General features: G+C 71.4%; 19 protein-coding genes. 14 read left to right on the forward strand and 5 right to left on the reverse strand.

All coding sequences use genetic code 11. From position 1 onward, the window contains the following. The 8 genes from RIV12_RS10270 to RIV12_RS10305 all read left to right on the forward strand — a co-directional run. On the forward strand, positions 1-954 hold a 954-nt coding region (locus RIV12_RS10270; protein ID WP_428978930.1), incomplete at its 5' end, for an ABC transporter permease. Next, positions 951-2,003, forward strand: coding sequence for an ABC transporter ATP-binding protein (locus tag RIV12_RS10275; RefSeq protein WP_309323616.1), 1,053 nt, complete (start codon positions 951-953; stop codon positions 2,001-2,003). The genes RIV12_RS10270 and RIV12_RS10275, both read left to right, overlap by 4 nt. Before the next feature lie 951 nt (positions 2,004-2,954). Then, complete coding sequence (locus RIV12_RS10280; RefSeq protein ID WP_075417753.1) at positions 2,955-4,010, forward strand: hypothetical protein; 1,056 nt, start codon at positions 2,955-2,957, stop codon at positions 4,008-4,010. A 161-nt stretch (positions 4,011-4,171) separates the two neighbouring features. After that, positions 4,172-4,651: a hypothetical protein gene (locus tag RIV12_RS10285; RefSeq protein WP_075417754.1), complete on the forward strand. Its 480-nt coding sequence runs from the start codon at positions 4,172-4,174 to the stop codon at positions 4,649-4,651. Between the two features lie 121 nt (positions 4,652-4,772). Continuing rightward, positions 4,773-5,213 (forward strand): YbjN domain-containing protein, encoded by a 441-nt coding sequence (locus RIV12_RS10290; RefSeq protein WP_309323618.1) that lies wholly within the window; start codon positions 4,773-4,775, stop codon positions 5,211-5,213. Beyond that, entirely contained in the window at positions 5,213-6,007 is a 795-nt protein-coding gene (locus RIV12_RS10295) for a hypothetical protein (protein WP_309323620.1), read from the forward strand. Before RIV12_RS10290 ends, RIV12_RS10295 begins: the two co-directional genes overlap by 1 nt. A gap of 388 nt (positions 6,008-6,395) precedes the next feature. Beyond that, positions 6,396-9,440 (forward strand): tetratricopeptide repeat protein, encoded by a 3,045-nt coding sequence (locus RIV12_RS10300; protein WP_309323622.1) that lies wholly within the window; start codon positions 6,396-6,398, stop codon positions 9,438-9,440. 350 nt (positions 9,441-9,790) lie between these two features. Then, a complete protein-coding gene (locus RIV12_RS10305; RefSeq protein ID WP_309323624.1) occupies positions 9,791-10,657 on the forward strand; it encodes a glutathione S-transferase C-terminal domain-containing protein in 867 nt (288 codons plus the stop codon). A 29-nt stretch (positions 10,658-10,686) separates the two neighbouring features. Here the strand turns inward: RIV12_RS10305 and RIV12_RS10310 are convergent, their stop codons facing one another. The 3 genes from RIV12_RS10310 to RIV12_RS10320 all read right to left on the reverse strand — a co-directional run bounded on the left by RIV12_RS10310 (position 10,687) and on the right by RIV12_RS10320 (position 12,781). Then, on the reverse strand, positions 10,687-12,033 hold the full coding sequence (locus RIV12_RS10310; protein WP_309323626.1) for a DUF4921 family protein: 1,347 nt from the start codon (positions 12,031-12,033) through the stop codon (positions 10,687-10,689). Between the two features lie 90 nt (positions 12,034-12,123). Further along, positions 12,124-12,564 (reverse strand): TA system VapC family ribonuclease toxin, encoded by a 441-nt coding sequence (locus RIV12_RS10315; protein WP_309323628.1) that lies wholly within the window; start codon positions 12,562-12,564, stop codon positions 12,124-12,126. Beyond that, positions 12,551-12,781, reverse strand: coding sequence for a DUF2191 domain-containing protein (locus RIV12_RS10320; protein WP_010615473.1), 231 nt, complete (start codon positions 12,779-12,781; stop codon positions 12,551-12,553). The genes RIV12_RS10315 and RIV12_RS10320 overlap by 14 nt, the downstream gene beginning before the upstream one ends. A gap of 177 nt (positions 12,782-12,958) precedes the next feature. On the opposite strand from RIV12_RS10320, the gene RIV12_RS10325 reads away from it, so the two are divergent. Beyond that, positions 12,959-14,569 carry a cation:proton antiporter gene (locus tag RIV12_RS10325; protein ID WP_309323630.1) on the forward strand — a complete coding sequence of 537 codons (1,611 nt, stop codon included), beginning with the start codon at positions 12,959-12,961 and terminating at the stop codon, positions 14,567-14,569. Positions 14,570-14,752: 183 nt separating this feature from the next. Here the strand turns inward: RIV12_RS10325 and RIV12_RS10330 are convergent, their stop codons facing one another. After that, complete coding sequence (locus RIV12_RS10330; protein WP_309323632.1) at positions 14,753-15,874, reverse strand: NAD-dependent epimerase/dehydratase family protein; 1,122 nt, start codon at positions 15,872-15,874, stop codon at positions 14,753-14,755. A gap of 67 nt (positions 15,875-15,941) precedes the next feature. Here RIV12_RS10330 and RIV12_RS10335 point away from each other — a divergent pair, with 67 nt between their 5' ends. Continuing rightward, the gene (locus RIV12_RS10335; RefSeq protein WP_309323634.1) at positions 15,942-16,589 is read left to right on the forward strand and encodes a TetR/AcrR family transcriptional regulator; all 648 of its coding nucleotides are present in this window, start codon (positions 15,942-15,944) and stop codon (positions 16,587-16,589) included. Positions 16,590-16,768: 179 nt separating this feature from the next. Here the strand turns inward: RIV12_RS10335 and RIV12_RS10340 are convergent, their stop codons facing one another. Further along, positions 16,769-17,431, reverse strand: a complete 663-nt coding sequence (locus tag RIV12_RS10340) for a GOLPH3/VPS74 family protein (protein ID WP_309323663.1) — start codon at positions 17,429-17,431, stop codon at positions 16,769-16,771. Between the two features lie 240 nt (positions 17,432-17,671). Here RIV12_RS10340 and RIV12_RS10345 point away from each other — a divergent pair, with 240 nt between their 5' ends. The 4 genes from RIV12_RS10345 to RIV12_RS10360 all read left to right on the forward strand — a co-directional run bounded on the left by RIV12_RS10345 (position 17,672) and on the right by RIV12_RS10360 (position 23,073). Beyond that, the gene (locus RIV12_RS10345) at positions 17,672-21,367 is read left to right on the forward strand and encodes a DEAD/DEAH box helicase (RefSeq protein ID WP_309323636.1); all 3,696 of its coding nucleotides are present in this window, start codon (positions 17,672-17,674) and stop codon (positions 21,365-21,367) included. 568 nt (positions 21,368-21,935) lie between these two features. Further along, entirely contained in the window at positions 21,936-22,187 is a 252-nt protein-coding gene (locus tag RIV12_RS10350; RefSeq protein ID WP_081380044.1) for a DUF4244 domain-containing protein, read from the forward strand. A gap of 200 nt (positions 22,188-22,387) precedes the next feature. Then, positions 22,388-22,702, forward strand: a complete 315-nt coding sequence (locus RIV12_RS10355) for a TadE family type IV pilus minor pilin (protein ID WP_309323639.1) — start codon at positions 22,388-22,390, stop codon at positions 22,700-22,702. Next, entirely contained in the window at positions 22,699-23,073 is a 375-nt protein-coding gene (locus RIV12_RS10360; RefSeq protein ID WP_309323641.1) for an Rv3654c family TadE-like protein, read from the forward strand. Before RIV12_RS10355 ends, RIV12_RS10360 begins: the two co-directional genes overlap by 4 nt. Positions 23,074-23,079: the final 6 nt, after the last annotated feature.

The following is a 23,079-nucleotide window of genomic DNA, read 5'->3' on the forward strand; positions in this document are numbered from 1 at the left end:
CTCGCGGTCACCGCCGCCACGGTCGTGGGTCTGCTGGTGGCGCCGATGGCGGTGCTGGTGGTGCGCTCCCTGCAGCGCGACGGCGCCTGGACGCTGGACAACTACACCGACCTGGGCTCGACCGGCGGGCGCAGCGCTCTGCTCGTGACCGTGTGGGAGGCGGCCGCGAACTCGGTGAGCGTGGCCGTGGCGGCCGCGGCCATCGCCCTGACCCTGGGGGTGGCCGTGTGCCTGGTCGTCTCGCGCCGCCCCCGCAGTCGGGCGCTCGCCCGGATCATCACCGGGCTCGACGCCGCCTTCATGCTGCCGCTGGGCGTCTCCGCCGTGACGGTCGGCTTCGGTTTCCTCATCACCCTGGCGCGCCCGCCGCTGGCCCTGACCCGCTCCTGGTGGATCCTGCCGCTGGCGCAGGCCGTCGTGGCCGTGCCGCTCGTGGTGCGCACCCTGCTGCCGGCGCTGCGCGCGATCGACCCGCGTCAGCGCGAGGCGGCGGCCGCCCTGGGGGCAGGGCCCGGCCGAGTGCTGCTGAGCGTGGACGGACCCCAGCTGCTGCGCGCCGGTGGGCTGGCGGCCGGCTTCGCCCTGGCGACGTCGCTGGGGGAGTTCGGGGCGACGTCGTTCCTGGCCCGCCCCCAGGAGCCGACCCTGCCGGTGGTCGTCTACCGGCTCATCGGCAGCCCCGGATCCCAGAACCAGGGAATGGCGCTGGCCGGGGGCGTGGTCCTGGCGGTGGGCAGCGCCGCCGTCATGCTCGGCTGCGAGTGGCTCCAGACCCGGCTCGGTCCCGGGCGGGGCGGACTCGTGGGTGCGACGTCGAGGCCGGGCAGGGCGTTGGCGCATCAGCCGATCCCGGAGCGCGGAACCTCCGCGGACGCCGGCCGGCGCACGGCGAACGAGAACAACGAGACGGCCCGGTCACGCGGGCCCAGGACGGACGGAGGTGAGCGGCCATGAGTCCGAACACCAGTGACACCAGTGCTTCTGCGGGCCTGTCGGTGCGCGGGCTCGCCGTGACCTACGGGGACCTGCGCGCCGTCGACGGCGTCGACCTGGAGGTGGCCGCCGGTGAGGTCGTCGCCCTCCTGGGGGCCTCGGGCTCCGGCAAGTCCTCCCTGCTGCGGGCGGTGGCCGGCCTGGAGGACGTGGCCGGCGGCGAGGTCGCCTGGGACGGACGGAGCATGGTGCGTGTGCCCGTCCACAAGCGCGGCTTCGGCCTCATGTTCCAGGACGGCCAGCTCTTCGAGCACCGCGACGTCGGCAGCAACATCGCCTACGGGCTCACCGACCTGCCGCGCGCCCAGCGGGGCGAGCGGGTGCGCGAGATGCTCGACCTCGTCGGCCTGCCCGGCTTCGAGCGGCGACGCGTGACCACCCTGTCCGGCGGGCAGGCCCAGCGGGTGGCCCTGGCCCGGGCGCTGGCGCCGGCGCCGAGGCTGCTGCTGCTCGACGAGCCCCTGTCCGCCCTGGACCGGGCCCTGCGCGAGCAGCTGGCCACCGACGTGCGCGCCATCCTGCGTGAGGGCGGCACCACGGCGCTCTACGTCACCCACGACCAGGACGAGGCCATGACTGTGGCCGACCGGGTCGGCGTCATGGAGGCCGGCCGGCTCCTGCGCCTGGACACCCCCCAGCGCCTGTGGGCCGACCCCGGCAGCAGCAAGGTGGCGCGGTTCCTGGGATTCGACGTCGTCGGCGACCTCGCCCTCGCGCCCGGTGCGCTGCGCGTGGCTGAGGCCGCGGAGGGGGAGCCCGCGGAGATGCTGCCGGCCACCGTACTGGCCTCGCGACTGCGCCGCGGCCAGTGGGAGGCCGAGGTCGAGCTCGACCCCGAGCGGCTCGCCGAGCTGGCGGGGCTGGTGGGGTTGGCCGGCCCGGACGGCGTCGGGGCTGATGCCCCCGATGGGCGCGAGCCTGCCCGCGCCACCGCCCTGACTCAGTGCCCCCATGCTCCTGGTGCACACGTCGCCCTGAACCTCGACCCTGCCCGCGCCGCCCGCCTGTAAAGCGGGCCCCGTCGTCGGCCCCATCGTCGAGGTCGTACCTTAAGTGCCCCGTTCGAGGGGTAAAGGGTACGAACGCGCGACCCACCCTACGAACGCGCGGGGCTGCCTCAGGTCGACTCGACGAAAGCCCGGTAGTGCTCCGGGTGCTCGCGCTGGAGGACTTCCGCCCCCGGCTGGACGGTGCAGAAACGCTGTCATGACGCGGATGACCAGGGCTGCGAGGAGGCCTCCGAGCGTCACCGCTGTGAGCGCGACCGCCCCGTAGACCTCGCCCCGTGGGTCCCGGATGCGAAGCACGTGCTGGCGCAGGCAGACGTAGTAGATGACGAGGCCGATGGCCAGGACTGACCAGATGATCAGCGCCGTCTTGACGTGGGGCCTGGCAACCGTGCCCTGAGGGGCTGACGACAGTGTCATAGGAGGCCGGTAGAAGGCCGGGTGTCTGAAGGTCTACTGACACCCGTGGACGGGCAGCCTCAACCTATCGGCCTGGGTGGGGAGGCTCAAGCACTCTCTGCCGCCGACCGTCCACCCGATCTTTTAGATAACGGAGAGGTTGCGGGCGGCGTCATGACCAGCGCTTTCGCGCCAGCACCAACACTATGATCCTTATCACTCACCGACATGTCTCGGCCCGCTCCGGCGCGGGTCCCACCGGGACTTTTCTCCTGCATGGCGTCGCCGTTGTGGGTGGACGAGAAGCCGCGTCGTCGGAGGAATGGCAAGGGGGAGTCCTGCCCGGATGCTGAGCCTTGCGAGGCCCAAAGATCACGAACAGGTCGCAGTTGAAGTCTCCAGTTGAGTAGCATCCACAGTGCTGGCAGCCGTCGGCGCCTCTGCGCTGGGCCTGTGCGTCGGCGTCGTCGCCGGCCTCGGGTCGCGTGTCCACACCCTCGGCAATCGGCGCCTTCCTCAGTGATAATCCCGATCCTCCACCGCAAGGAGCCTGACATGTCCGCCTACGTCCGCTACTACCGGCGGCTTCAGGCACTCACTCAGCGCCTGAGCACCTACCTGGACCGGTTGGAGGCTCGCGCCCGGGAGTTCGGCGTCAGCTCGGCCCGCACCGCGATGGAGATGCAGATCACCGACCCGGCCTCCGTCTCCGCCTTCCGTTCGGAGGTCGAGGCCCAGATCATGTTCCTGCACACCAAGGCCCAGCGGGTCTTTGCCAAGCACTTCGCCCCTTTCCTGGACATCGACGCCGACCTGTCCATCGAGGAGGACCGCCAGCTCTCCGCCCGCCTCCAGGACGCGGCCAACCTCGTGGCCGGCTTCGAGGTGCGCCTGCGCAACATCATCGAGGAGGTCTTCGCCCCCGGCCGCGCCGAGCAGGCCCGCGAGGAGTGGAACCGGGCGATGACCGACTGGCGTCAGGCCCAGTTCTCCTTCACCTGCGACAAGTGCGGCGACCCGGTGCCGCTTCCCGAGCTCTACCACATGCCGGTGTTCATCACCTGCCCGCGCTGCAAGTCGCGCGTGGCCTTCCAGCCCACCGAGGCCATGGCGGCCGCACCCACCTGGGCCAAGGAGGTCGCCAAGACCACCTGCTACGCCGAGTGGCAGAAGTCCGAGTCGGAGCAGTCCGCCGAGGAGGGGGTGGGCCTGGCCTTCTTCTACTACGTCGACTACGCCATTGCCCACCACCTCATGATGAACCGTCTGCTGCCCTTCTACGTGCGCTCCGAGGGCGGCCAGGAGGCTCTGCGCCGCGATGTGCGCAACGCGCTGGAGACCCGCACCCACCAGCTGCGCCCCGACGAGGTCTCCCCCCAGTACCACGCCATGGAGTACGTCAACTTCATGGGCGGTCTGGGCCGCTCGGCCCAGATCCTGGGCCAGGAGGGCCTCGACGACCGCCGTCAGCTCATCCTCCAGACGGTGCGCGACATCATGCGTCCCGACGAGCCCCTGGCCCGCGCCATCCTGGACAACACCTTCACCGAGGAGCTGTGGAGCCAGCAGGCCCACGCCGCCGACCAGCTCTCCTGCGAGGTGCCCCGCTAGCGTTCCTACCCGCCGTCCGTCCGGCCTGGCTCTCAGGCGGCGCGCAGACGGCTCGAGTCCGACGGCGCACCGCGCGACTCCTTCGCCGTCCCGTCGATGTGTCAGTTCTTCGTTCCCCGTTCGGCCCGACGCCGTTCGACACCATTCCCGAAAGGACCACCATGGTCGGCTTCCGCAAGAAGTCCCAAGACAGCTCCTCCTCCCGGTCATCCGACGCCAGGGCGGAGGGGCGAGCAGGGGCCGCCTCCTCGGGCGCTGCCCAGCGCGCCCGTGCGGGGCGCAACGACCCTGCTGCACGCGCCGGCAAAGGGCGACGAGGCCTGGCCGCCGGCCGCCGCGGCTACAAGACCTCCGATGAGATGGACTCACGGTGCCTGACCCTGGCCGAATCGGCCTCCGGGGTCCTGGGCCGCTCCCTGGACCAGGCGCTGGGGCGACTCCCGGACGGCCCCGGCGCCCCCGCCTCCTCCAGAGGCCCTGCCGGACCGACGGGCGCGACCGCGGGGAACCGGCCCAACGCCGTCGGCGCCCCGGACTCGACTAGGGGGCGGGGGGCTTCTGCGGGTAGCGTGCGCAGTGCACAGGTCGGCGCCGGCCAGGTCGACACGGTCGCGGACATCGCCTCCGACATCGAGTTCTGAAGGCCCGTCCTGCGCCACCACCGGCCCCGAGCCGGACAACCAGCCGCGCCGCGCACCCCGGTGGCGCCATCCGCACCGCACCCGCATCACGCCCCGCATCGGGAAGGAGGCGAGAGATCCCATGAGCGCGCAACCGGCTCTGACCCTGGAGAGGGTTGAGAACTGGCTGTCCCGGCACGGCATCGCCGCCGGCCCCGAGGAGGACGGCGCCGTCTTCATGGGATTCCCGGGCTGCGACATCGGCGTCTACCTCCACGACGAGGAGGCCGCCCTCGTCGTGGCCGGCATGTGGCGCGGGCGCCCGGCGGCCGAGCGTCTCGATGAGATGCGCACCTTCATCGATGCCCAGCACCGCTCCACCTACGGCCCGGATCTGGCCGTCACCCCCGCCCAGGACCCCAGTCGGCTCCTGCTGAGCACCCAGATGGTGGCCTACATCGGCGCAGGCATGAGCGAGGTCCAGCTCGACGCCTTCATGGACATGGGCCTGGGCATGACCCGCGCCTTCTTCTCCACCGTGGAGGAGCGCTTCCCCGAGCTCGTCACCTGGGAGGAGGACTGATGGCCTGGTGGAATCAGCCGGAGGGGTCGGTGACCCCGACCGTGACCCTCAGGCGGCTCGCCGCCTGGCTGGCCGCACGCGGTCACCGCTACGACATCGACCTGTCCGAGGGGGTGGTGCGCTTCTCGGTGGCCGGATTCGACTACGCGCTCATGGTGGTCGACCGCCGGATCCTCGCCGTGCGCGCCCACCACCAGCTCGCCGCCGCCCTCCCGGGAACCGCGGAGCTCTCGCGGGTGCGAACCGTGGCCCAGGAGGTCTCCAGCGGCCGGCTCATCCCTGCCCTCTACACCGAGGTCGACGACGCCGGCCTGGGCCTGTGTGCCGAGGTCCTCACCAACATCGGTGCCGGGCTCGACGACGCCCAGCTGGCCGGCACCCTGGACTTCATCATCGACGGCGTCGAGGAGGCCCTGCGCGAGGTCCTCAGCCTTCTTGTGGCCGAGGAGGCCGATGCCGACAGGCGGCCCGTCGTCGAGCTGGGGATCACGGCCGGGATGGAAGTTGACGGTGAAGGCGACGGGGCGACCGTGATCGCCCTGCCCGAGGCACCCCAGCCCGTCCGGTCCGCCGGGACTGCCGGCACTGCCGCAGCGGTGGCGGGAGGGCCCGCACGCATGAGCGCGCAGACTCCAGCGGGGGCGATGACGGAGGGCGTGCCCGCCGACATGGCGGATGCGACGGTGGAGATGGCGGCCGTCGTCGACGGGCCGGGCCCCGGTGCCCCGGGTGATGCTGAGGGCGGAACCGGGGTTGAGACAACCAACACCTCCAAGCCTCTGCTCGTGTCCTAGCGCACGCGGGTCTCGCGGACCCGGCGCCGCGACATCCGTTGGGAACACTGGTGCGATGGGAGTCGCCATCAGGCCGGCCGGCCCTGGAGCCGGCCGGCCCGGGCGTGGTGCCCGGCTCCGACATGCCCCGCGACCGAGTTGCCGCTCGCCGCAGCGGTAGCGGATTCTATAACTGTTCGGTAACACTGGACGTCGGACGACCGCCCTCTGGACGAAAGGAGCCCGATATGCCCATGCCACCGTTCACCGGTGAGCGGTGCGGGATGACGCTCCTCCCACGGCGTCCCTGGGGTGCGCGGACCGCATTCCGTGCGTTCTTGCAGCACACGGTGGGAGCCTTCGCCTCATGACGGTGCAACGTCAGGCTCCGCCCGGAAGGACAGACTCCATGACCACACGCGAAGACATCCTCGAGCGTCTGGCCTACGCCGATGCCCTCGGTCACGGCCCCCAGACCTCGGCCCTCATCGCGGAGGCCGTCAGCTGGGCGGACGCACTGGGTGATGAGGACCTGCGGATCGCCGCCCGGCTGGCTCTGACTGAGGCCTACCAGCAGGGCAACGAGGCATGGAAGGCGCTGGCCCCCTTCGTGTGGAACCTCGGCCGCTACCAGCGCCACCCCGAGGCCTTCGAGGACGCTCAGGTGCGCACCCTGCACTGGCACTTCAAGTGGGCCGTGGCCGTGGCGGGTGCCAACCCCAGGGTCTCCAAGGACAAGGTGCGTCAGCTCGAGGCCAGTCTCGAGGAGTTCTACCGCGCCGAGGGCGCCTCCATGCACGTCGTCCACGGTGAGCGCGCCTCGGTCGCCGGCCTGCTGGGGCTCGAGGAGGAGGCCGCCGAGGAGCTGGCCGCCTGGCGGGCCACCCACCGCGACGAGAACGCCGATTGCGAGGGCTGCGACCCCATGCGTCAGGTCGCCTTCGCCTACCGCACCGAGGCCTGGGAGCTGGCCGTGGCCACGGCCGTGCCCGTGCTGACCGGCGCCGTCGGCTGCAACGTGCAGCCCCAGACCACGCAGTCCCTCGCGCTGCTGCCCCTGCTGGCCTCCGGTCGGCCCCGGGCGGCCTGGGAGGCGCACCTGCGCTCCTACCGGGAGATCCGCCGCAGTCCTAAGGCCCTCATCTCCCTGTCCTACCACCTGGAGTACCTGGCCCTCGTGGGGCGGGTGGACCGGGGCCTGGAGATCCTGCGCCGTCACCTGCCCTGGCTGGCTCAGGCCGAGTCCGCCTACGTGCTGCTGTCGGCCCTGCGCGGCATGAGCCTGGTGCTGCGCGAGGCCGAGCGGGCCGGCCGCGGCGAGGAGGCGCTCGGCGTCGAGGTCCCGGCCGCCGACCTGTGGTACCCGCTGCCGGGGCTGGAGGCCTCCACCACCATCTCGCGCGTCTACGCCGAGATGACCGGCTGGGCCCGGCGCCTGGCCCAGCAGTTCGATACGCGCAACGGCAACTCCACCATCTCCGACCACCTGGAGCGCTCCCTGGCCCGGGCCGCCTTCGACGCCGCCCCCGGCGCGGTCCACGGGCTGGGTGTGGAGGTCGACCTCCTGGAGCCCTCCGAGGAGCTGCCCGAGCCGGCCCAGACGAGCCTGACCGTGAACGGGGACGGTGCCGAGCCCGACGTCGCCTCCCTCCTGGGCCTCGTGGCCGACGACAACGGCCTGGTCCAGGAGCACGCGCCCCGCACGACGTCGTCGAGCCAGGAGGGGGCCGGCCGTCGCGCCCGCGCCGGACGCACCGCCACCAGCCACCAGGGCGGCGACGAGCCCTTCCCCCTGGTGGACCTCGTGCGTCCCCGGCCGGTGCGCAATGGTGAGGAGGCGGTGCGCCGCTACGTCGACCACCGTCGCACCATCGGCTCCTCGACGATGGACTACTGGTACGTCGTCGACCAGGTGGCCACGCGCGACCTGCTGCCCCCGATCGGTGAGGAGATCCCGGGCCTGGAGTACCACACGGGACTGCTGCGCGCCGCCGCTATGACCTGCCGCACCGAGATGGACGAGGCCATCGCCGAGCGCCTGCGGATCCGCCCTCTCATCGAGCTGGCCTTCGGGCCGCTGGGCGCCTACTACGTGGACCTGCTCAACCTCGACAACGAGATCACCGCCGACTCCATCGCCGAGCGCTCCCAGGACGCCGTGCGCGACCAGCGCCTGCAGCGGGCCACCTCCCTCATCGGGCAGATCGAGGCCCAGGTCGAGGATCTGGTGTCCACCGAGCTGCTCGACCCCGGGGGCACCGACACCCTCGTCCTGGCCGCTGACGCCCTGCTCGTGGGGGCCTCGGTCCTCACCGACCTGCACGCCAAGGACGAGGCGCTCGGGGCGATCCAGGTCGTCGCCCGCGCCGCCGACGCCGTCCCCGAGGACCGCCACGCCGAGCGGATGGACGACATTCTCGACATGGCGCGGGCCGAGGTCCTGGCCGAGTGCGGTGACGTCTACAACGGCTGCCTCCTGGCTGAGGAGGTCATGCGCCGCCATGAGAAGGTCTCCCCGGTCCTGGCCGCCCGCGGCCGGCGCCTGCTGGGCATCTCCTCCATGGAGGTGGGCCAGTTCGACGAGGCCATCGCCCAGTTCCGTGAGCAGGCCAACATCATGCTTGCCGCCGGCATCACCCTGTACGCCGTGGCCTCCCTGCTGTCCCTGGGGTCGGCGCTGGAGGCCTCCGAGCGCTACCTGGAGAGCGCCGAGGTCCTGGAGTCCGCGCTGTCCCTGGCCCAGCGCAGCGGGGCCGAGAGTATCGCCCTGTACCTGCACCGGCTCCTGGCTCAGACCGGTATGGCCATGGGTGAGGAGGAGAGCGTCGCCGAGCACTCGCTGAACGCCGCCCGGATCCTGCAGGACCAGGGACGCCGGGCGCTGGCGGGGGAGTACCTCTCGCACGCGGCGATGGCCGCCTCCAACCTCAAGGACAATGTGCGCGCCGCCGCGCTGTTCCGCCAGGCCGCCGACCTGGAGGACACCCGCACCGACCAGGGCCGCCTGGACCGGGGGCGGGCGCTGCGCCGCTCGGCCAGGGCACTGGTGGACGACCTCACCCTGCCCATGGCCCGGGCTCGGCTCGACGAGGCCCGCCAGATCATGGAGGAGGCCCGCCAGGCCTTCGCCGGCGTGGCCGACACTGAGGGTTACTCCTCGGCCTGGGAGATCGGCGACTGGCACGACGACATGGCCTGGATCCTGTGGCGCACCGGCCAGAACTGGCAGGCCGTCCAGCACTGCGAGTCCGCCTACGACGGCTACATGGACACCGAGGACCGCGACTCGGCCTCGCGCGCCCTGTGCATGCTGGCCCGCCTGCACGCCGAGCGCGGTGAGCGCGACCAGGCCCTGGCCGCCTGCGCCCGCGTGCGCGACCTGCTGGGTGAGCCGCACTGGGACGGGCATGACGCCCTGGAGTTCGTGGCCTCCGTGGAGGAGACGCTGCGCTGACCCGTGGTGCGGGTTCCGCCTGCCTGTGATGCAGTCCCTCCCTGACCCGTGATGTTGCCCCTGCCCCGTGACCGGGGACATTCGACGCGGCCGGGGGCGTGTTGTTCCGGGCGGGGGCATTCGACGCCGTCGGGGACAGGAATCCTGTCGCCCTACGCGCAGGATGTCCCCGGCCGAGAGAAAGTGCACCCCCACGCGCAGGATGTCCCCGTTGAGTGGGGAATGTCCCCGTCGGCGGGCGCGGAGTGCGAGATTCCGCCCCGTGTGAATCGGGTGACGGTGGCCGGCGCGCGAGGAATGATAAGCCTTGGGCATCACGACCCCTCGACGACCCTTCCGGGAGGCACCCCTTGGCCATCGCAGTCTCACACCGATTCGTACCCAGCGGCGACCTGCCCGTGGAGGCGGGGCGCTACCGACTCGTGGCGTCGGGGGCGTGCCCGTGGTGCCGCCGCGTCCTCATCGCCCGGCGCCTGCTCGGCCTGACCGAGGCGATCCCCGTGTCCTGGACCTACGGCAAGGGCGCGGACGGGTACTGGGAGCTGACCGGCCCCGACGGCGAGCCCGGCGTCGACCCGGCGCTCGGCGCCCGCTCCCTGGCCGAGGTCTACGAGAAGACCCCCGGCTACGAGCCCGCCCCCACCGTTCCGGCCCTCGTGGACACCACCACCGGTCAGGTCGTCAGCGACGACTCCGGCGACATGCTCTTCGACCTGTCCACCGCCTGGTGGGACCTCCACCGAGAGGGCGCCCCGGACCTCTACCCGCTCAACCGCCGCAACTCCACCGACGCCTGGGACGCGTGGATCGGCTCGCAGATCAACATCGGCCACGCGGTGGCCACCCACTCGCAGGACCCGGAGAAGGCCGCGGCGGCGGCCAACGGCGTCCTCGTGGGCTTCGACGTCATCGACACCCTCCTGGCCCGGGCCACGCGGATGGAGGCCTCTCGCGAGGACGGCCTGACGATGCTCGACGGGCCGGCCCTGTCCGCCGTCGTCGCGATCGGCCAGTACCTGTGCGGCGACAAGCCCACCGGCAGCGACATCCGCCTGTTCACCACCGTCCAGTCCTACGAGTACGGCGGGCGTCAGCACTACCCCGGCGGGGAGGCGCCGTCGATCTCCTTCTGGCCGGCGCTGGCCCGCTGGTTCCGCGCCCTGGAGGGCCGCTCGGGCTGGGTGGGGCCGGAGGAGCGCAGCGCCCTGGGCTGCTGAGGCCGCTGCGGTCCGACGTCGCCTCCCGGTTACGGCCGGGCGGTGAGGACCGGGTTGTACAGGAGCCGGTTGGGTGTCATCGGGCACTCCTCGCCCACGGCCATCGGCGCGATGAGCCGGTCGGCCCGCAGGTCCTCCAGGCGCGCCACCACGCGATCGCGCAGCGTCCACGGGTCGATGGTGTTGAGGTAGATCTTCGTGCCTCCCTCAAAGCCCGCCAGGGTCGACACCCGCCACTTGAGCGTGATGTGCCAGGGCATGGGCTGGTCCACGTCGAGCGGCTTGTGGTGCCACTCCTCGTTGCTGGGCACGTCCGTGCCCGTGGCCGCGTGCAGGGCGTGCACCAGGTCGGCGACGGCGTCGATCTCCTCGCGGCTCATGAGCCACGGCTCGGGGACGGCCGACGTCGAGTACACCTCCAGCGTCGGGTACCGGTGCCCGAACCCGGCGAAGGCCACCGCGTGCTCGTTGCTCGCCACCAGCAGGCCCTGGTAGGCGGCGTAGTCCACCGCCATCTCGTTGTACAGGTTGGGGTTGGCCCGCACCTTCTGCAGCTCCAGCTGACTGGTCACGCCGCGCTCGTCGATGCCGACCAGCTGCTTGTGCAGGTGGTCGAAGCTCGCCCCGGCCGGCCGCAGCCAGTTCTGGAACACGGCCACGTAGCGCACCCAGCGGTTGGCCTCGTACAGGCTCTGCATCGCGTGGATCGCCAGGCGCGTGTAGGCGCGGTGCTCGGCCACGCTCAGCGTCCCCGAGCCGGCCAGGCCCGTGGTGTCGACGGCGTCGTCGGTGAAGTGGCGCCGGCCGACGATGACGTCGTGGCCCCCGGCGAAGAAGGCCGCCAGGAAGGTACGGCGGGCCCGCTCATTCATGGTGTCCCAGGAGCCCGGGTCCGCGCCCGCGGCCGCCAGCTTGGTGCGCGCCACCCGCTCCACGTGCTCGACGCCGGCCGGCTCGGCCAGGTATGCCTCCATGCGCTCGCGGGCGGCGTCGGGGATCTCGTAGCCGTGGTTGATGTGCCAGTAGTCGAAGGAGAGGATCTCGAAGAGGTTGGGCACCCGCCGGAACTCGGCCACCGTGTCGAACAGGGCGGAGGCGGCGACGGCGTCGAGGCGCTCAAAGCCGCCGTCGGTCCCGCGCACGACGCGCGCCTTCTCCGGGGGCGTCTCCAGGTAGCGCGCCGAGCAGAAGGCGCAGCTGTGGGTGCGGTCGGCCTCCTCCAGCGGGCGGACCTCCGCCACCGGGTGCGAGATGGGCCGGTTGGCGCGGCCCGGCACGGTCCACACCTCGGTGCCGGTGAAGGGGCTGATCTGCTTGACCGTCCCATCGGCCAGGCGCGTGAGTGGTTCGGCGGAGGGAGAGTACGGCATGAGCATGCCCCCATTGTGACGTGTTGTGACCCTCCCGCGCGCCCGGCGGCCCTGATGGCGGGCCCGGCCGGCCTCTGTGGACGGGGCGAGTCCTGCCTACAGGGGAATGATCTCGATGTGTCGTCGATCCTGTGACGTGAGCGCCTGCACCATGCGTCCGTCCATGGTGGCGAGAACAGCGTTGTGACGTGCTGCGAGGTCCACCAGGTGCAGGTCGGTGACTTGTTTCGGGCCCTTCAGTCTCGAGAAGCTGATGGACGGCTTAGCAGGAGGGGCGTCGTCGACAAGGAACACGTGATCGTCAAGCGATGTCAGCTCACCGAGTCCGGAGAGCACATCAGCGGCCGCGATCTCGAATCCGGTGACTCGAGGATTCATGAGGAGACGCAGGTATGCGGCTTGGGTGATGGAACAGGTCGCCCACTGATCCACTCCGTCGAACCAGGCGCTGACCACCTCGTGGTGCGCATGGTTGGGCAGCGACAATGCCACGAGGACATTGACGTCAAGCAGTCGCAGGCGATCAGTGGTCGTCATCTCGGTACTGCTCGATGAGCTCTGGCGTCACCACATGAGCCTGCTGGCCTGCGGGCGGGAAGAACAAGGGGATCCCGTGCCTACTGGTGCGGCCCCCGTGGGAGATTCCCCGGAGCGCGAGATCGGAGACGGCGCGCCCGAGTGACACGCCGTCGCGATGAGCGCGCTCACGAGCCAGTGACAGGACCCGGTCGTCGATCTCAAGTGTCGTCCTCATACGATCATGATCGCACCAGCGCATCACGGCATCAATGAGCCGATGAACTGTTGTGGATTCTGATGGCGGGCTCGGCCGGCCAAGGTCGGGGTAGTCTCACTGGCTCGTACGGACCTGGGCGCCGGGCCCGGCCCTGCGCCCGCACTGCCCGCACCCGACTGGAGACAAGGAGACGATATGGCCCAGGTTTTCACCTCCCTGCTGCTCATCGTCGCGGTGGCCTTCGTGGCGCCGCTGATCTCCTGGACCATTCCCAAGCGGCTCGTGCCCGAGGTCGTCCTCCTCATCCTGGGCGGAATGCTCATCGGCCCCCACGGCCTGGGGCTGGCCATCGAGGACTCCTCGATCGAGCTGCTGCGCGAGCTCGGCGTCGCCTTCCTCTTCCTCATGGCCGGCTACGAGATCGACATCAACGAGCTGCGCGGGGCGGGCGGACGCCACGCCGCCGTCGCCTGGCTGCTCTCGCTGGGGCTGGCCTTCGGTGCGGTCAGCGTCATCGGGGTGACCGGAGGCGCGGCGTCGGCCAACGGCATCGCCATCGCCACTGCCATGACCTCCACGGCGATCGGCACGATCCTGCCGATCCTGCGCGACCGCGGTCTGCTGCCCACGGCGGTGGGCGCCTCGATCCTCAACCACGGCGCCGTCGGCGAGGTTGGGCCGATCCTCGTCATGGCGCTGCTGCTGGGCTCGCGCTCCACCTGGGCGAGCATGGTGATCCTGGCGGTCTTCCTCATCATCACCCTGCTCATCGTCCGCTTCACCAGCCGCGTCAAGCGCGTGGGGCGCCGTCTGGTCGAGGCCATCCACCTGGGGGCCTCGACGACGGCGCAGACCACCATCCGCGCTACCGTGCTGCTCCTGGTGGGGCTGTGCGCGATCGCCGCCATCTTCAACCTCGACGTCATCCTGGGGGCCTTCGCCGCCGGCTTCGTCCTGCGCCACGCCCTGCCCGAGGGTGACGCCGAGTTCGAGGAGAAGCTCGACGGCCTGGCCTACGGGTTCTTCGTCCCGATCTTCTTCGTCACCTCCGGCATGGGTATCGAGGCCGGACTCGACGGCGGGGACCTGGTCAACCTGCTGGCCTTCTTCGTGCTGCTGGTGCTCGTGCGGGGTGTGCCGGTGTGGCTGGCCTCCCGGGCGGAGCGACGCAGGGACGGCTCACGCGCCTACTCGATGCGCCAGAGCCTCCAGATCGCCGTCTACTCGACGACGGCCCTGCCCATCATCGTGGCCGTCACCCAGGTGGCGGTCAGTGCCGAGGCCATGTCGACCTCCTTCGCCTCCACCCTCGTGCTGGCCGGGGTGCTGTCGGTGCTGGTCCTGCCGGCCGCCGGGCTGGTGCTGGGCCACCGCAGCGACCACGTGCCGGCCAACGAGGTGATGCGCGTGGTCCAGGGGCCGGCAGCTCCCGACGGGCGCACCCCCGAGGAGGCGACGGTCCCGGTCGGTGAGCAGGTCTCGGAGCCGCGCCGACCGGCGTCGCCGCCCAGCGGTATCAGACTGCCGGTGGGGGAGCGCACTCCGGCCGGAGGGGTGAGACGGCCGACGCAGCCCGACCTGGTGGGCCTGCCCGACCTGCGCGAGCAGGCGACGCCGGCGATTGCGCGGCTGGCCGAGCTGGGGATGCACGCCCGAGGGCTGTCGCTGGAGGAGTCGCACCGCCTGGCCGCTCGCCTGGCCGAGATCGAGCAGGATCACGCCCAGTGGCGCGAGCGCTGGCACCACCTGCGCAGACACGGCGGCACCTCCCGCGCGGCCCGGCGTCGTCGGCCCCGGGGCGAGTGACGCCCTTCTCGCCGACGGGGACATGTCGCGCGGCCGGGGACGTTCCACTCCAGTGGGGGACGTGTTGCGCCTCCGGGGACAGGAATTCTGTCCCCGGAGGCGTCGAAGGTCCCCGCCGGGTGAGTTGTGTCCCCGGCCGCGCAGAATGTCCCCCTCCGGCGGAGGGGGAGAGCGAGCGGGTGATTATCCCTGCTGGGCGAGCATCTGCTCGACCATCTCCTCCATGGATGTCTGGGCCGGTCGGTATCGGGTGCTCAGTTCGAGGCGGCTTCGGGAGGCGTCGGAGCGGACCGCGTAGCCCACGTTGCGCCGGATATAGGTTCGAGTCTGACCGAGCCGGGGTGCCATGGCCACGACGACGGGCCGGGGCAGGGCGCGCCGCGGCAACGGGAGCGACCTGCCGAAGCGTGGAATCAAAGTGCTTGTGAGAGCGAAGATGTCGGTGTCCTCCGCGGATGCGATGTAGCGGCCGTGGGCCTCAGGCAGGAAGGCGGCGGCGATATGCGCCTGGGCCACGTCGCGGACATCGACGACGCTGATTCCCACGCGCGGCGCTCCCAGGCGGGCAGTACCGTCGATCATCATCCTGATCGTGGAGAAGCTCTCGCTGGTGGGGGCGCTGCTCAGTGAGGGGCCGAGGATCATGGACGGGTTGATGGTCACCAGCCTCCACCGATCCTGCTCTGCGGCCAGTCGCCACGCCTCCTTCTCCGCAAGGGTCTTGGAGTAGGGGTAGGGCTCGTGGGACAGGGAGGAGGTGGTGTTCCAGCAGGTATCGGTCAGGATTCGCCCCGGGTAGCCCTGGATATCGGTGGCGTCGCCGTACATGGCGGCGATCGAGCTGGTGAGGACCACTCGCGTGACTGATGGTGTGCGCCCGACACCGGCCAGAACATTGCGGGTTCCTTGCAGTGCAGGTGCGACAAGGTCTCGTTGGGGATCGTCGACTGCGCGAATGAACGGTGAGGCGGTGTGGATGACGACCGCGCAGCCCTCCATCGCCTCGTCGTAGGAGCCGGGCTGGAGCAGGTCGCCGGCGAAGAGGCGCAGAGTACCCGGCACCTGCTCGGCGATGCGGTTCAGGTGGGCCACCTTGCTCATGTTCTGAGGGTCGCGTACGGCGGCATGGACGGTGAGGCCGGCGTCGAGCAGGCCCTTGGTGACCCAGCTGCCCAGGTAGCCGGTGGCGCCGGTGACCATGACGGGGCTGCTGGTGTCTACCGGGATGCCGCTCAGATCGATGGTGGAGTCGAAGTTGTCAGTGCTGTCAGTGTTGTCACTGGAGTGTGCTGCCGATGGTTGCATGGCCGCATCCTGACACCCCTGGGAAACGAAGTCAATCAGTTTCATTATTGGTCGGTACGATCTCCCCATGAACGCAGTGGGCTCACAAGCACCGAGGAGCAAGCGCGCCCCGGGGCGGCCGGTTGACGCCGCTCTGGGGCCGGCGATCATGCTGGCCGTACGTGACCTCCTGGCCGAGAGTGGTTACGCAGCGCTGACGACGGCAGCGGTGGCTCGGCGCGCGGGCGTCTCCACCGCGACCCTCTACCGCCGGTGGCCCACCAAGCGCGAACTCGTCCTGGCCGCGACCAGACGCATGATCGAGACCGGCGTGACCGATGAGGCCCTGGAGTCCGGCGCTTCCTCGGCCGAGACCTTCGACACCGGTTCGTTGCGAGGAGACCTGCAGGCCTTCATCGCCCACAAGAACCGGTTACTATCAGGGGCCACCGGTCAGGCGGTGCTGTCGCTTCTGGGCGAGCTGCCTCAGGACCAGGAGCTCAGGGAGCTGTTTCTCGGTCAGCTCCTCGCCGCCACTCGCTCTCATCTGGAGCAGATTCGGGACCGGGCTCGGGCGCGCGGAGAGGGTGCCCCCGATGTGGAACCTCACGCCGGAGCCCGACTGGTCCTGGGCGCGGTCCTGGCCGGGGTCGCCTTTGCTGCCGGCGGTGACGGGGCCGAGCCGTTGTCCGACGTCGATCAGGATCTGCTGCTGCGTGCGCTCGGAGATGAATGACGGTACTCGCCGACGGGGACATGTCGCGCGGCCGGGGACGCTCCACTCCAGCCGGGGACGTCTCGCGCGTTCGGGGACAGGATTCCGGTCCCCGACGGCGTCGATGGTCCCCGCCCGGAAGGACACGCACCTGGCCGCGCAGAATGTCCCCGGCGGTGTCCGTTGAGTCGGCTCCCCGATCAGCTGGATGAGGCCAGCGCCCCGGCGCTCGCGGCCGCCACGATGGCCATCGTCACGGCCTCCACGGCCCGCTGCACCGCACGACCCACGGGATTCTCCCCCACGATCTCCTTGATCCGACGCTTGAGCTCGCCGCGGCTGAGTCCGGTCTCCTGCTGCGGCAGGACGGTCGGTGCGACACCGAGCGCCTGCAGGATCGACAGCAGGGCGACGTCGGCGCCGGTCGGTGGCTGCACCCCGCGCAGGGCGCCGTCGATGCGCGCGCGCAGCTGCCGCTCGGGGACGGGGTCGAGCGTCGGGTAACTGGGGTTCAGCGAACCGAACAGCCCGCCGGTGTGGATACGCACCACCCCGGCCGCCGCCAAGGACTCGGCGATGTGACGGGTGGGGTTGAGCTTGCCCCAGGCCACCAGGGAGGAGAATCGCTTGCCGTCCTTGGCGGGCAGGAGCTCCAGAGCCCGATCCAGCACGGGGTGCCCGGTCGGCTCGGAGCTGACGATGTAGATGCGGGGGTTGCGCTCCTCGGTCAGGCTGATACGGCCGGCCAGCAGCAGGTCGGTGAGCAGTGCACCGGTGAGCCCGTAGACCGGGTACGTCATGCGGCTCTCCGGCTTCCCGGAGTCCTTGGTCAACAGGAGGAACAGTTCTTCACAGGTCAGCATCGCATTCATGACTCCAGTACAACGTGCCGTCATCAGAATGTGATCCCTCTGGGGTGCGAGATCCGGGCCCGACCCGGCTCCTCCTCAAGGGGGAGGCATTCACCCACCCGACCGGGATGCGGCCGGCCCCTCGCCCCGTTCCCGCCTGACCGGGTGCGAGACCGGGCCGTTCGCGCTGGGCGTTCGATCGGCGCCCAGATGACACCCGAACGTGTCGCACCCCGCGTTTAACCTGGGGGCATGGCTCGCGCGATTCGGCATGACGACTGGCCGGTGGAGCTCACCGATGACCAGATCATCAGCCGGGTCGGCCACCAGGCCTTTCAGCGCGGGCTGGACTACGCGCGCAAGGGCCGGGTGCGGGGCATCGGCGTCGCCGGGAACGGGGACATCATCAGTGCCCAGTCCAAGGGCTCGGGCACGCGGACCTACCAGACCATGGTCTTCCGCAAGCAGAGCGCCCGGAGCGCCCCGGAGGCATGGGCCGGCACCTGCTCGTGCCCGGTGGGCAGCAACTGCAAGCACGTGGCCGCCCTGCTCATCACCGCGCGCACCCTGGCGCAGGAGGAGCCCGACGCCGCCCCCTCCTCCGGCCGGGTCGCCCCCTGGGAGAGCCGACTGGCCGACCTGCTGCGGGTGGAGCACGCCCCGCGCCGTCGGATGGCCCTGGAGATCATCGATGACCCCGGCAACATGTGGGGCACCCCCGCCGGCCTGTCCATGCTCCCGCTCATCGAGGGCAAGCGCGGCTGGAACCGGCAGGGGGCCTCCTGGAGCCAGATCGCCACCGGTGGCCTTGACGATGACGTCGACCCCGACGTCATGGGCGTCCTGCGCGAGCTGGCCGGAATAGCCGGCGGCCACGGCTTCTACTACGCCGACGACCGCCTCTCCCTGACGACCGCGCCCGCCCGCGTCTGGGACGTGCTGCGCCGAGGGGTGGCGGCCGGCCTGACCCTCACCACCGCCCAGCACCACGGCATGCCCGTCCACCTCGCCGAAGGGCTGCGCGGCGGCATCCACCTCACCCGGGAGGAGGGAGGAGACGTCGTCATCACCCCCGCCGTGGAGATCGACGACGTCGAGGAGCTGCGGCGCCTCCAGGTCCCCGGACTGAGCCTCAACTTCTCCCTCATGCCCATCGGCGACCCCGTCCACGGCTTCTACACGTGGATGCCCGGACGCGAGCTGCTCCTCATGCCTCTCGAACCGCGCCCCAGCGAGGCCCTCTCCCGGGTGCTGCTGGGAGACGGCGAGGCCATCACCATCCCGGCCGGGGACGTCGAGCGCTTCGAGACCGAGCACCTCGAGGCCCTCACCCGGGCGCTGCCGGTCCTGTCCGCCGACGCCTCCATCCGCCTGCCCCGGCCCACGACGCTGCGCGCCGCGCTCGCGGTCCACGTCGACGCCGATGAGCACCACCTGACCACCGAGTGGTCCATCCGCTACATCAGCGAGAACGGCGAAGCCCGGCACAGTCACGGCCTCCCCGACCTCTCCTCGGCGGCCGAGGGCCGCATCGAGGGCGAGACCGCCGGCCGGGACATCGAGGGGGAGATCCGCCTGGCCCGAGAGGTCCTCAACCGCCTGCTGCCCCTGGCCGGCCGGCACCCGGCCCTCTGGCAGCCCCTGGACCTGCGAGGCATGGACACGGCTCGCTTCATGACCGAGACGCTGCCGGCCCTGCGCGAGCTGGAGGCCTTCGACGTCGAGGTCGACGACGACGTCCCCGACTACCGCGAGGCCGACGCCGCCCCCGTCATCACCACCAGCGTCAGCGATGACGAGGACCGCCCCGACTGGTTCTCCCTGTCCGTGCGCGTCCACGTGGGCCAGGAGGAGATCCCTCTGGCGCTGCTCATGGCGGCTGTGGCCACCGGGGAGCCCGAGGTGCTCCTGGAGTCGGGCACGTGGGTGAGCATTGACCGACCGGAGATCGAGGCCCTGGCCCGCCTCATGGAGGAGGGGCGCGAGCTGGCCGACCCGCAGGCGCAGGGCGAGCTGCGGGTCAGTGCCCTGCACGCCGGCTACTACGAGGTCCTGGAGTCACTCGGCGTCATCGAGCGGGCCACGGCCCGCTGGAAGGAGCGGGTCGGGCGGCTGCTGGAGCGGGCGCGCGCCGCCGAGGCCACCGCCGAGCACGCCGATGGGCGGTCCGCCGGGGGCGGCGACGCGGGCGGCACCGGCGAGGGAACCGGCGGGTTTTCCGTGCCCCGGGGGATGCGGGCGACGCTGCGCCCCTACCAGCTCGAGGGCTACCGCTGGCTGGACTTCCTGCGCCAGGCGGGCCTCGGCGGGGTCCTGGCCGACGACATGGGACTGGGCAAGACCGTCCAGGTGCTCGCCGCCGTCCAGCGCCTCATCGAGGAGCGCGAGGAGGCCCAGGGGCAGGGCCCGGCCGACGAGCCGACCAGCTCCGGCGACCCCGGTGAGCCGGAGGGGGCCGGGCCGGTGCTCGTCATCGCGCCGACCTCCGTTGTCGGCTCCTGGGTGGAGCAGGCCGAGCGCTTCTGCCCGGGGCTGCGGGTGCGGGCCGTGAGGCGGACGGCCGCCAAGCGCGAGGAGACCCTGACGCGGATCGCGGAGGGCTGCGACATCGTCGTCACCTCCTACACGATCGTGCGACTGTGTGAGGAGGAGTTCACGGCCCAGGACTGGGCCTGGGTGGTGTGCGACGAGGCCCAGTTCGTCAAGAACCACACCTCGGCCACTTACAAGGCCGTGCGGCGGCTGCGGTCGCCGTCGACCATCGCGATCACGGGCACGCCGCTGGAGAACTCGCTCATGGACCTGTGGGCGCTCATGAGCATCGCGGCGCCGGGGCTGCTGCCCGATCCCGAACGCTTCGGGCAGGTCTACCGCAAGCCGATCGACCGCGGGGACACCGAGGCGCTGGGGCGGCTGCGGCGCAGGATGCGGCCCTTCCTGCTGCGGCGAACCAAGGAGCAGGTGGCCGCGGACCTGCCCGCCAAGACCGAGCAGGTCCTGGCCGTCGAGCTGGGCGCCAAGCACCGCAAGGCCTACGATCAGCGCCTGGCCCGCGAGCGGCAGAGGATCCTCGGGCTGCTGGAGGAGGACACGGCGCAGTCGCGCTTCATCGCGCTCAAGGCGCTCACCACCCTGCGGCAGATGGCGCTCGACCCGGCACTCGTCGACGGCGGGGACGTAACCGAGCCCGGGGACGTTGAGACTCCCGGGACTGAGGGTTCAGCGGACATGGGCGGCGAGAGTCGCGAGAGCGGAGAGAACACGGCCGGCGGGAAGGGCGCCTCCGGTAGGAGGTCGGCCCGCGGCGCGAGGGGAGCGAAGGGCAAGGCCGTCACCGCCTCCGCGACGGGCCACAGGGGGCCGGGCCGACGGCCGAGCCCGTCGGCCAAGGTCGAGGTGCTGGTCGAGCACCTGGGGCCGATCCTCTCCGAGGGGCACCGCGCCCTCGTCTTCTCCCAGTTCACGCGCTACCTCTCCGGCGTGCGCGAGCACCTGGAGGCCACCGGTGTGCGAACCGCCTACATGGACGGCTCCACCCCCGACCGACAGAAGGTCATCGACGCCTTCCGGGCCGGCCAGGCCGACGTCTTCCTCATCTCCCTCAAGGCCGGCGGCTTCGGGCTCACGCTCACCGAGGCCGACTACGTCTTCCTGCTGGACCCGTGGTGGAACCCGCAGGCCGAGGCGCAGGCCGTCGACCGCGCCCACCGGATCGGCCAGGACAAGCCGGTCATGGTCTACCGGCTCGTCTCGGCCGACACCATCGAGGAGAAGGTCATGGCCCTCAAGGAGAAGAAGGCCGAGCTCTTCGCCCGGGTCGTTGAGGGGACCGGCGAGGCCGAGACCGGCGGCGAAGGTGCTGGAGGGACGGCCGGGGCTACGGGCGCGGGTGGACTCAGTCCGGCGGCCCTCACCGCCGCCGAGATCCGCGAGCTCATCGAGGGCTGAGGCTCTCAATGCGGTCGAGCGCGGTCTGAGCTCCCCTGCGCCCGACCCCCGCACTGTGGACCCCGTTCGGCTGTGTCCTGGTGGGGCCTTCTGCGCGACCGACAGTGTCACCTCCCCTCGGCGCTGGGGACAATCCGCGTGAACAGGTGCGGGAGTCTGCCTTCGGGGACACTCTCTTCCGGCCGGGGACATCGTGCGCGTACGGGGACAGGAATCCTGTCCCCGACGGCGTCGAATGCCCCCGCCCGGAGTGGGACGCACCCGGCCGCGCAGAATGTCCCCGGCCGGGAGTGACCGTGGCGGTCTGTACCTCCCCTTCGGTGTCCTCCCCGCGCCATCCGACCATTGCTCCGTCGGGGCCTGCGTGGGGGTCATCCGTGCGGTCAGGCGGATCGGCGAAGGCGCTGGCGGTCCCCGGGTCCACAGAGCCGGGACTGCAGGTGGTCTCCACAGGGCTGAGAAGCCCTTGAGCGCGGGAGCTCGGGGCAGCCCGATGCTGGTGGTGCGGGCACGGCGCCCGCTGGGGAGCAGCGGCGCGCTGGTCCCCACCTATCAGAGGAGAACCACCATGAGGAGACCCACCAGGACCGCCCTGCGCGCTCTGCGCACCAGTGTGATGCTGGCCCGTCCGGGTGATGCGTCAACGCTGCCGGACGTCATGCGGCGCCTGACGTCCCGGGAGGAGGGCATGGCCACCGCCGAGTACGCCATCGGGACCTTGGCGGCCGCGGCCTTCGCCGGCCTGCTGTTGGCGCTCATGCGCTCGGGCAGCCTGAGCGGGGCGTTGCAGTCCATCATCGAGTCGGCGCTCTCGGTGTGATGTGCGGCGTCATCGCAGCACGTGGGCGCGCTCGCCCCCGAGTGGCCCGGGCGCCCGGCGGTGGCCGACGTCGCCGCCCGGGTCCCGCTTCCCGCCGGCCTTCCGGCCGCGCGCAATCGCATCCCTCACCTGGTCGTCGACCTCACCGAGGCCACGGGGTCAACGACCAGGACGGGTGCTCTGGACGAGGAGAGCAGGGGATGGTGACGGCCGAGACGGCGCTGTCGCTGCCCGCCGTCGTCCTCGTGCTGCTGATGGTTCTGGCGGCGGTCAGCGCCGGCGTCACCCAGCTGCGGGTGGCCGACGCCGCCCGCACGGCGGCCCGCCAGGCCGCTATCGGCCAGGACGACTACATCGGTGCCGCCCAGCGCGTGGCCGGTGGGGTGAGCCTCGGTGTCGAGCAGGGCGAGCTCACCTGCGTCACCGCCGCCCGACCCGTTCCCGGACCCCTGGGCGGGCTGGGCCTGACGGCGCGCGCTCGCGCCTGCGCCTACACCGAACCGAGCGGCCCATGAACCGCCCACGAAGGGACGAGCGCGGTTCGGGGACGGTTTACGCCCTGGGTGTCATCGCGGTGCTGCTGACGACGGCGGTCGGCATTGCGGGTCTCATCCAGGCCCAGAGCGCCACCGGTCGGGCCCGGGCCGCCGCCGACCTCGCGGCCATCTCCGGTGCCACGGTCCTGTCCTCGGTCATCGCCCCCGGTGACCCCTGTGTCATGGCGCAGCGCGTCGCGGACGCCAACGGCGCCTCGGTGAGTGCCTGCTCCGTGGCCGGCGAGGACGTCACCGTCAGCGTCGTCGTCCCGACGACGATCCTCGGCCTGCCCCGCCAGGCCACCGCCCGGGCCCGAGCCGGCCCCGTCGACGCCCCGCTCGAGCCGTGAATCGGC

It is taken from the genome of Actinomyces stomatis (assembly GCF_031292835.1).
In the GTDB taxonomy this organism is placed as follows: domain Bacteria; phylum Actinomycetota; class Actinomycetes; order Actinomycetales; family Actinomycetaceae; genus Actinomyces; species Actinomyces stomatis.